At 40.9% G+C, this 10,499-nt stretch carries 8 protein-coding genes; 3 read left to right on the top strand and 5 right to left on the bottom strand.

The annotated features are described in order from the left end of the window. Positions 1–313: 313 nt before the first annotated feature. The 4 genes from crcB (A9239_RS04355) to A9239_RS04375 all read right to left on the bottom strand — a co-directional run bounded on the left by crcB (A9239_RS04355) (position 314) and on the right by A9239_RS04375 (position 2,934). On the bottom strand, positions 314–682 hold the full coding sequence (gene crcB / locus A9239_RS04355; protein ID WP_048121901.1) for a fluoride efflux transporter CrcB: 369 nt from the start codon (positions 680–682) through the stop codon (positions 314–316). A 4-nt stretch (positions 683–686) separates the two neighbouring features. Beyond that, positions 687–1,067 carry a fluoride efflux transporter CrcB gene (gene crcB, locus A9239_RS04360; RefSeq protein WP_048121903.1) on the bottom strand — a complete coding sequence of 127 codons (381 nt, stop codon included), beginning with the start codon at positions 1,065–1,067 and terminating at the stop codon, positions 687–689. Positions 1,068–1,426: 359 nt separating this feature from the next. Then, on the bottom strand, positions 1,427–2,620 hold the full coding sequence (gene glp / locus A9239_RS04370) for a gephyrin-like molybdotransferase Glp (protein WP_048121907.1): 1,194 nt from the start codon (positions 2,618–2,620) through the stop codon (positions 1,427–1,429). Positions 2,621–2,640: 20 nt separating this feature from the next. Further along, complete coding sequence (locus A9239_RS04375; RefSeq protein WP_048121909.1) at positions 2,641–2,934, bottom strand: ubiquitin-like small modifier protein 1; 294 nt, start codon at positions 2,932–2,934, stop codon at positions 2,641–2,643. 79 nt (positions 2,935–3,013) lie between these two features. Between A9239_RS04375 and A9239_RS04380 the strand changes: the two genes are divergently transcribed. Then, a complete protein-coding gene (locus tag A9239_RS04380; RefSeq protein WP_048121911.1) occupies positions 3,014–4,663 on the top strand; it encodes a flippase activity-associated protein Agl23 in 1,650 nt (549 codons plus the stop codon). A 500-nt stretch (positions 4,664–5,163) separates the two neighbouring features. After that, complete coding sequence (locus A9239_RS04385; protein ID WP_048121913.1) at positions 5,164–5,937, top strand: HNH endonuclease; 774 nt, start codon at positions 5,164–5,166, stop codon at positions 5,935–5,937. Between the two features lie 48 nt (positions 5,938–5,985). Here the strand turns inward: A9239_RS04385 and A9239_RS04390 are convergent, their stop codons facing one another. Further along, positions 5,986–8,709, bottom strand: coding sequence for a calcium-translocating P-type ATPase, SERCA-type (locus A9239_RS04390; protein WP_304440480.1), 2,724 nt, complete (start codon positions 8,707–8,709; stop codon positions 5,986–5,988). 421 nt (positions 8,710–9,130) lie between these two features. Between A9239_RS04390 and A9239_RS04395 the strand changes: the two genes are divergently transcribed. After that, positions 9,131–10,444 (top strand): NAD(P)/FAD-dependent oxidoreductase, encoded by a 1,314-nt coding sequence (locus A9239_RS04395; RefSeq protein WP_048123573.1) that lies wholly within the window; start codon positions 9,131–9,133, stop codon positions 10,442–10,444. Positions 10,445–10,499 lie beyond the last annotated feature (55 nt).

Below are 10,499 nucleotides of genomic sequence, written 5' to 3' on the forward strand. Positions count from 1 at the left end.
TTTGGTAAACTGAAAAATGTCAAAAAATCATAAGATGCGGGATAAAACTTTGAGTAGTATGAAGAAAGCAGAAGCATGAAACCCGTTCAGACATTATACAATATACGCTTCTGTCAAATTTGGGTTTTGAATTTACTTTTTGAATTTACTTTTTGAATTTACTTTTTGAATTTACTTTTTGAATTTACTATTTTGACTGAACCTTGTAGGATTTTGTAGATAGATCTTTAAAAATATTTATTTTATAAGATAATATATTTTTAGAATAATACATTCCAGAGAACATTTTTCTACCCAGTTTTCTGCATTAAACTCACAAATTCAGGGTCAGATATGCAATACTTACCCCTGCGAGGCAGAGTGCAACGTTAAGAAAGATATTCAGGAAAAAGGAGAAATTTTGCCCTTCTTCAAGCAATTTGAAAGTTTCATATGCGAAGGTAGAAAACGTGGTAAAGGAACCTAAAATTCCTATATTTACGAGATAGACCATAGATTGGGGCTCAGAAGAAAAAGTGAGAAAGGCAAGTACAATGGTCCCTAAGAGGTTCACGGTAAGTGTGCCTGCAGGGATGCTCTTAATCCTAGGGACCTGACTTGAAACCGTATATCTAAGGCATGCCCCAATAAAACCACCTGCACCTATTAAAAAGAGTTTTTCCATGCCTGGAAGGGAGAACATCTCTTTATACCTCCCTACCTGAAAGGGCTTTTATTGTACTCCTGCCCATGAACACGCCAACCAGGGCAAGAAACAGGTTAACACTGATATTTTCCAGAGCAGGGAAAAAGGGCATGGTAAAAGACTGGACTGCAAACGTCGAAAATGTTGTGAATGCTCCCATAAATCCGGTCCCAAAAGCAAGCTTTCCTTTTGGACCTATAAATCCAATATACTCAGTGTCGTACATTATCAGGCCGAGCATAAAACTTCCTAGTACGTTTACCGAAAGGACACCAAAATGCGATTCCATGAGCTCACAGAGTGAAAATCGGCATATTGCTCCAAGGAACCCGCCAGCTCCTATGAGAAAAATCTTATTCAGGTCTTTATGCGTGGAAGACATTATTTTACACTCAGGGAATCACTTAAAAATTTAGATTTCAGCTCATAACGTTTTAGCCCGGAACATATTAACTTTTGAACATTGTAACTTCTAAATATTTTAGCTCTCAACGTTTTAGCTCTGGTTTTCTTCGTTTGATTAGCCCTTGAAGTATAAAACTTTATCTCAGAAAGGAGGGAAAATTCCTTCCGGGGCTTCAAGGGAAAAAGGAAGGATGATTCGTTCATTATATTTGAGCCTGCTTATATAAACTAGGCGAAATAAAATGTGAACTGCTTTTCCATTAATCCAATTTGAAGAGAATACAACAAACAGGGTAAAGAAGGGAAAAAGGGTGTTTTTGAGAGAACACAGAAATATCATTCTATTAAGAAGACATCCACCTCTTCTCCTTCATCATACCCTTCAATGTTTTCTGGCACCAGCAAATACCCGTCAGCCTTTGCAACGGAACTCAGTGCCCCGGCTCCAGCTCCGGTAAGAGGGCGCACCTTATCTCCTTCAAATACAACACGGATGAAACTAACGTAACCTATTTTTGAACTGACTTTTGCAGCCAGCCGCCTTTTAAGAATAGTCTCGGGGATCTCCGGAATTGCTGCCAGTTTCCTGATTCCAGGACGGACAAAGAAATTGAGAGCAACAAGCCCGGCAACCGGATAACCGGGCAGGCAAACGATAGGAACATTATTTATAACCCCAAGGGCTGCAGGTTTACCAGGACTTACTCCTATGCCGTGCACGAGCAGTTCTCCAAGAGCTGACACAACCTCAGGCCCATGATCTCTTATTCCTACTGATGTTCCGCCAGAAAGAAGAATCATATCGGCATCCATGTTTGCTTCTATGGCCATTTTTAGCCTGTCCGGGTTATCAGGCACTATATCGAGATATCGGGGGATTCCACCCCATTTCTTCACATAAAGGGCCGACATCAGCCCATTAGTCTCAAGCACCATGCCCGGAGGAGGTACAGCCATGCCCTTTTTACGACTTACGAGCTCGTCCCCTGTCGGAATAACCGCAACAACAGGCTTTTTGAAAACCTTTACCCTGTCAAGTCCAAGCGATGCAAGCACAGCAGCATCACATGGACGAAGAAGATGCCCTTCCTCAAAAACAACATCTTTTTCTTTTATGTCCTCTCCAATCTGCCCCACATTCCGATTCGGGTAGACCTGAGCCCTGACCTCAACAAGGTTTCCTGCGGCGATGGTATCTTCAACCATTACGACAGCATCAGCTCCTTCAGGCACTGCAGTCCCAGTATGGACCCAGGTTAAACTTCCTTCCTCTACCTGATCAGAAAGCTGCAGCATTACCGGATTTGTAGGGGAAGCTCCCATAGTGTCGGAAGCCCTTACCGCGTATCCGTCCATAGCTGCACGTCGGTAGTGTGGCACATTTCTTTCAGAGATCACGGCTTCTGCCAGTACCCTGTCTGTGCAGGTTTCGAGTGAGATTTCTTCTGTTTTCTTTGTAGTAGAAATACGCTCAAGAAAAAGTCTCAAAGCTTCATCAATCGAGGTTCGTTCTTTGAATATCTTGCCCATGATCGTCCTTCCTGAAAAAATCAGCCCCCCGATACCGGAGGCAGGACTGCAAGCTCATCGGCATCCGAAAGAAGAGTATCAAGCCCATCGAGATGCCGGGCATTGTTTCCATTTATAAGGACATTAATTGAACCACACATAACTGGAGCTTCGCTTGCTCCTTTGGGTTCCTCAAAAATAAGGTTTTTCAACTCGGGATATTTTTCAGTAAGGGATAAAAGGACATCAATAACCTTTTCTCCCGATAGCTGCAGTTCCGATGTACCTACTTTTTCACGCAAATTTGCAAATAACTTGACTTTAACTTCAGCCATGAGAGAGACTATTTCATCCTATCCCTTAAATATATCTATGCTCGTAAAGAAGCAGCTATGCTGGAGGATTGGGAAAATTATGCAGCAAGGTCAGGATTACAACACTGAGAACTCGCCAGAAATTTCTGAAAAAAAATACAGAATACTCGGATTTCTGATCATCCTTTTTGCTCTATTGATAAGATTGTTTGACCTGGGAGATCGAGTGTTCCATCACGATGAAAGCGTACATGCCAGTTTTACCCTTAAACTTCTTGAAACCGAACAATACAGATATGATCCGGCCTATCACGGCCCTTTTCTATTTCATTCTACTGCTGTTGTCTTTCACTCTCTGGGAATAAACGACACAACAGCACGCTTGATCCCTGTCTTCTTCGGAGTAGCGGCAACTCTTCTGCTATTTTTACTTAAGAAGGAACTTGGAGAAAGAGGTGTACTCTGGTCGGCTTTCTTGCTCTCTTTTTCTCCAAGTATGGTGTACTTTTCAAGGTTCTTCAGAAATGACCCAATCATTGTTTTCTGTACTCTTGCCACTGTTATAGGGGGAATTCGCTACCTTGAAAACCTTCACAGCCCAAAGAGATACCCTTATCTTATCCTTGCCGCTACCTCTCTTGCAATCGCCGTATCTTCAAAAGAGAATGCCTATCTTATTATTTTCATGTTCGGAGCCTATGCAGGGATTTATTCTTTGTACAGGTTTTATTCCTACTGGAAAAAAGAAAAGCTAAGCCTTAAAAGAACTCTTGTTCTTAAAATTTCATCTATTTTCCCATTCGTACCAGAAGTTCTGATTTCAGGTACTCTCTTTATTTTTATCGTAATGTTATTCTACACAAGCCTTTTCAGAACCCCGGAAACCCTCTTTTCAATTGTGGAAAGGGCTTTTTCCCACTGGATGGAGATGCACAGAATTGAACGCATAGGAGGTCCTTTTTATTTTTATATTCCTATCCTCCTTGTATACGAAAGCCCGATTCTGATTTTTGGGACTGCAGGTATTGTTCATTTCCTTAAAAAGAAAGGAGAAAATACTTCCTTTTTCATGTTTCTTTCCTACTGGGCAGTTACGAGTTTGCTGCTCTATTCCTATCTTCAGGAAAAAGTCCCCTGGCTTGTTGTGCACATTGTCCTGCCTGTTGGGATTTTAGCAGGGGCTTATCTGGGAGACTTTTTCTCCGGGACACCTAGCCGAAGACAGAAGAATTTACTTGAAACAGAAAACATGAATTCCGGAACAGAAAACATGAATTTCGAAACAGACAAAAAACCCGCTTTCGGGACAAAACGTTCCAGAGCTCATACCTTTGTTGTGGGGATTCTGGCACTTACGTTAATAATATCCCTGATTCAGTGCATATCTGTAAATTTTTACCGGAGTATGGAACCTGATGAGCTGATGACGTATTCACAGGCATCTTCAGATATCCAGCAAGTTATGAAGAAAATCGAAGTCTTCAATCAGGGGCCAGAAACTCTAAGGATATCTGTAGTGGACCCTGATAATCTTTACTGGCCGCTGCCGTGGTACTTAAGGGATTATGAAAAAACAGCATATTATACAAAACCTCCAGCTAAGGCAAAATACGATGCAATAATCGTGCCTGCAGAGTATCAAATGTATAAAGAAATCCAAGAAGAAGGATACGCCTCATATAATTTTACCCTGCGCCCGGGAAAGGAGTTTACCCTTTATTATAATAAAGAACTTGAAAATAGTATATGAGATCCTAAAAATGATTCTTCGCTGTTTTGTATGTGTTAAAAATAATTACGCAGTTGCACCGTCGCTCGGTCAAAATGAAAAACATCGAGTATGAATATGATTTTCAACAACAAACGTTCCTAAACGCACATGATATTCTTCGAATAACAGGCACAAAGAAATGAAAGTACTCTACTTTACCCTTTTTTAACTATTGATCTCGTCATTACCCTGGGTAGTAATTTTGTCCTAACTATGATTTTTCAAACCATTGCTAAACTGATCAGTGAATTGCCATACAAGGCTTAAATTTGATAAGAAGCAGAAAATCAAAAGGAGTGTTGAGATCCAGTTTAGTCCCATACTTTCATGCTAAATATTAGACGTGTCACTCTTACATATAGGAAGTGGGTATAAGTTACCCACTCGAAAAAGCGAAGAACCAAAAAAATAATTATCTGTACCAATAATTAAATTAATTGCTGAGATTAAAATCCAAAGTATGTAACTCGATGGTATGTATGGGTATTCATAGAGATAATCTGGATATTTCTGCGGAAATATGGTTTGAACTATTAACGGACAGCAGTGTTTTCAAAGATAATGATATAGCTCTTATGAAAGCTCTCTATAACTGCAAGGGTTGCCGTGAAACAGCTTCAAAACTTGCCTTAATTCTTGGAGTTTCAAGGTACTCTGTTTTGAATCTTCAAATAGGTCGGTTAGGAAAAAGAATAATAAATAAATTACCAACTGTAAAATTTCCGACAAACAAGGATGGAAATATTCGCTACTGGCTCATTCCTTTTTGGTCTGAGGATGCTGAAAAGAAAGGTCAATATTATTGGGAACTACGTCCAGAGCTAAAAAGAGCTATCGAAAAATTCTTGAACGAAGACAAAATTAATATTCCTCGTTTAATAGTTCCTACAAACAGTGAACCTGAAATACAAATTGCCCAAGAAATAGCCGATAAAGATATTAGTAACTTGTATGAAGGAGTAAAAAAACAAATTACAGTAAATGCTTATGAAAGAAATCCAAAAGCAAGGCAGCTATGTCTCCAGAAATATGGTTTTAAATGCTGTGTATGTGGATTTGATTTTGAAGAAGTTTATGGTGAAATAGGAATTGGATATATTGAAGTTCATCACCTGACACCTTTAAATGAGATAAATAAAGAATACAAAGTAGATCCCGATAACGATTTGAGACCTGTATGTCCTAATTGTCACTCTATGTTACATAAAGCAAATATTTCAATTGAACAATTGAGAGATACATTAAGAAAGTAGTCGAATTTTTAACTAATATACAATCCCATCTTCAGAGCTTTCATTTCCTTAACTTCTTCCTGAGAAGTATTTTATAAGTTCCATTGAAATCAGCGTAGTAGAAGCAAGAGAAAGTATCACTCCCCATTCAAAGAGAGAAAGTGGAACGGTTCGAAAAGCTGTCTGGAAAAAGGGAACATAAATTACTACGAGTTGCAGGATTACTGTTGTCAGGACTGCATAAACCAGAGGTTTGTTTGTAAAAAGCCCCAGGGAAAAGATAGAGTATCGGTCAGACCGCCAGTTAAAGGCGTTAAACATCTCTGAGAAAACTACCAGCGTAAAGATAAGGGTCTGGAGTTTCTCAATAGAGAAATTTCTGTCAAGAGCCCAGTTTAAAACGAGAAGAGCCTGAAGCGCAATCAACCCTCCAATTCCCAGACTGGCTGAGATTTCACGACTGGTGATAAGCCCTTCCTCAACGTTTCTTGGCTTCTGTCTCATAATACCATTATCAGGAGGCTCAACTGATAGAGCCATAGGAGGAAGCCCATCCGTAATCAGGTTAATCCAGAGGATCTGAACCGCAATAAGAGGCAGGATTTGCCATCCCAGGATAGCAATGAGAACTATAAGAACCTCACCGATATGGGCTGAGAGCCCATAAGTGATGAAGTTTCTAATATTTTTGAATATATTTCGTCCTTCCTCAACCGCTGCAACAATCGACGCAAAATTATCATCCGTAAGGATCATGCTTGAGGCTTCTTTGCTGACATCCGTGCCAGTAATTCCCATAGCTATTCCCATATCTGCAGCTTTAAGGGCAGGAGCATCGTTTACCCCATCCCCGGTCATTGCTACGACATAACCCTTTTTCTTAAGGGCGTCTATTACTCTCAACTTATGAGCAGGATAGACCCTGGCATAAACCGAAACCCTCTCGACCTCGTCTTCGAACTCGACATCTCCAAGGCTGTTAAGCTCCGAGCCTGTAAGAGTAAGATCGTTTTCCTTTAAAATCCCCAGTTCCTTTGCAATTGCAGACGCCGTAATCTTATGGTCTCCTGTTATCATTACGGTTTTAATGCCTGCATCTTCACATTTCTGGATTGCAACCTTTACTTCCTCTCTTGGAGGATCTCTCATGCCCATTAAACCTGAAAAGACCATATCTTCTTCAATTCTCTCTGAAGAGAGCTCTTCTAAAGAAGCCTTTTCAATATAAAGTTCCTCGTCCAGAGGGCGGAATGAAAGAGCCATAACCCTGAGGGCCTGATCAGCCATTTCCTTAACTTTTTCTTCAATCAACTGCTTCATTTTGGGAGATAAGGATTTTATTTCGCCGTCAAGAAAAATCTTCGTACATGAGCCGATAATCACTTCAGGGGCCCCCTTTGAGAAAGCAGCAAGTCCTTTTACAGGGAAGCTGCCAGAATCGACTTCCAGTTTATTGAAGGTAGTCATTCTTTTTCTTTCAGAGGAAAAGGGTATTTCTCCAAGGCGAGGATATGTTTGATCAAGCTCAACTTTATGGAACCCTGACTTTGCAGCAACAACCACAAGAGCTGCCTCCGTAGGGTCTCCTTTGATCTCCCATTTATCACTTTCCTTAAAAAGACCAGCATCGTTACAGAGAACAGCTCCCAGCAAGAGAATCTGAAGATGGGGATCATCTGTGGAAACTTTTTCATCTCCGTTAAAGAACTCTCCTTCTGGAGAATATCCTGCTCCAGTAACCTTCAAAACCTGCTCATTGACGCAAATTTTTTCAACCGTCATTTTGTTCTGCGTAAGCGTGCCTGTCTTATCCGAACAAATAACATTTGTGGCTCCAAGCGTTTCTACGGATGGCAGTTTTCTTACAAGGGCATGCCTTTTGACCATACGCCTTACCCCAAGCCCAAGCCCTACTGTAACAACCGCAGGGAGAGCTTCAGGGATAGCAGCAACCGCAAGAGCAACACCCCATAAAAACATATCAAGGAGAGGGAAACCATAAAAAACCCCAAGCATTGCAACAAAAGCTACAATTACAAGAGTCGCAGTACCAATCCATCTGCCGAACTTGTCAAGGCTTTCCTGTAAAGGCGTCCTGGACCTCTCTATTGTCCCCAGAAGCCCGGCAAGTTCCCCAAAAGCCGTATTCATTCCGGTTGCAGTAACAATCGCGCTGCCTCTTCCGTAAGCAACCGCAGTTCCTGTGTAGACCATGTTTGTCCTGTCAGCTTCAGGAGTTTCGGAAGGCAGGGCTTCGATATTTTTCTGAACTGGCACGGATTCTCCTGTAAGAGAGGACTCGTCAGTCTTGAGATTGAACCCTTTGATAATCCTGGCATCGGCTGGAATGCGGTCTCCGGTCTGAATAAGGATAAGATCCCCAGGAACGAGATTTTTTGAGGGAGTTTTATTTTCAACCCCGTCCCTTATAACAGTCGCTTCCGGCGAGGTAAGGGACCTTAAAAGCTCAATTGCTTTTTCGGCTCGATATTCCTGCACGAAGCTGAGAATTCCTGCAAGAAATACCGTAAAAATAATGACTATTGCATCGATGAACTCCCCAAGAAGAGCCGAAACAATAGAGGCCGTTATCAAAATAAAGATCAAGATACTTTTAAACTGTGAGATAAAGAGCTGCAGGACCGAAACTTTTTCTTTTTCTTTAAGTTCATTTTCGCCATACTCCTTAAGCCTTTTTTCGGCTTCCTCAGAACTCAAACCTGCTTCTGAAACCCCAAACTCTTCAAAAACTGAGCTTATTTCCTGGTCGTAATACACCCCTTTACCCCTCAAGCCTCCGGATTATCTGGAGAGTTCTCAACTATAGTCCCTAACATAAGTATTTGCACTTACTTTCTAACCACGGAAAACGCGGAAAGCATGGAAGAATTGGACCCATATTTACTTTTCTGTGTTTTCCGTGATTTTTGTACTTAAACTTTCACTTCAGATTGGTAAAGAAATTTTGGTCCTCGACTATAATCCTCGTATAATATATCTGCTTATCTAATATAAGTTTCAAAGTATATATAGTGGTAAAGCCCATTGATAGGGTAAGGGGTTTTTAAAGAACTTCAGTTATTACAGATTTTGTGGAAAAAGAGATATAAAACTTTAGCTTTTTTTACAGTAAGATTGGGGTTTGAAATCTGTTTGATTTCTTAAGAGGCATTAAGATTCTGTTTAAAAGTAACAGATGAGGGAAAAGTTGGGTATGAAAATCACAATAATAGGAAGTGGGCTCGCGGGGCTATCAGCCGGGTACAAGCTCTGCAAGTCGAATGAGGTTGTTATTTTTGAAAAAGATGCGGAAATCGGGGGGATGACTGCAAGTTATTGTAAGGATTTTGCTGGAAAGAAGTACTTTATAGAGAAATATTATCACCATATATTCAGGAGTGATTCGGAACTTCTTGACCTGATAAGAGAACTGGGGCTTGAAGGTCAAATGCTGTGGCTTAAAGGAAAAAGCGCCTATTTTGTAGATGGTAAAAACTATCCCATGAATACCCCTGCTGAAATTCTAAGGTTTAAACCTCTTTCTTTTACAGATCTGGTAAAACTTGGGCTGCTGGTGCTCAGAATAAAGCTAATAAATGATACGACTTCCTACGACAGAATAAAGGCAAAAACCTGGATTCTTGACACTACAGGACAATCCGTATACGAAAACTTTTTTGCTCCTCTAATGAAAAGCAAATTCGGTGAAAATGACGAAAACATTTCTGCAGCCTGGCTTATAGGGCGTGTGAAAATAAGGTCAGATAGGGGAAAAGAAGGGGAAAAACTGGGGTACCTGAGAGGAGGATTTAATTCTCTGATAGAAGCTCTGGCAAAGGAAATCACTGCAAAAGGAGGCAGGATTTTACAGAATAAAGCAGTAAAGGAAATCGTAATCAAAGACAATACAGTGCAGGGAGTGATTGCAGACGGGGATTTCATACCTTGCGATGCTGTGATTTCAACTGTTGAACCCAGAGTACTGGATATCATTACAAAAAGCAAACTTGGAACTATTCACGAGACCCTGCAGGGTATTCGTTATCAGGGAACTGCATGTGCCCTCATAGGACTTGACAAAGGGCTTATGAAAGATGGGAATTACTGGTTGAACATAAAAGCTGACGTGCCTTTTGGCGCCGTAATTGAGCACACCAATTTTATGCCTTTTGAGGACTATGGAGAACACCTCGTTTATGTAACTTCCTATTTTCAGGATGAAAACGACTCTCTCTGGCTGAAAAAGGAAGAAGAAGTTCTGGATTCTTATATAAAAGGCCTGGAAAATATGTTTCCTGATTTCTCAAGAACCGATATCCACTGGGCGAAACTCTTCCGAAGAATGGATACTGCACCTGTATATGAAAAGGGGTACCTTGAAAAGGTTCTGCCGTTTGCGCCAGGCCCAACCGGACTTTACCTGGCAGGAATGTTCTCATCAACCAATTATCCGGAAAGAAGCATGAACGGCTCTGTAAAAGCCGGGTTTGAAGCTGCAAAATTCTTCACGAAAAAAGAAGAGAATTGAGAGGTTTGCTGGCTTGACTTAGAAAGCCGCCTCCTATATTTTCATTTCCGATATT

It is taken from the genome of Methanosarcina sp. A14 (assembly GCF_001729375.1).
GTDB lineage: Archaea > Halobacteriota > Methanosarcinia > Methanosarcinales > Methanosarcinaceae > Methanosarcina > Methanosarcina barkeri.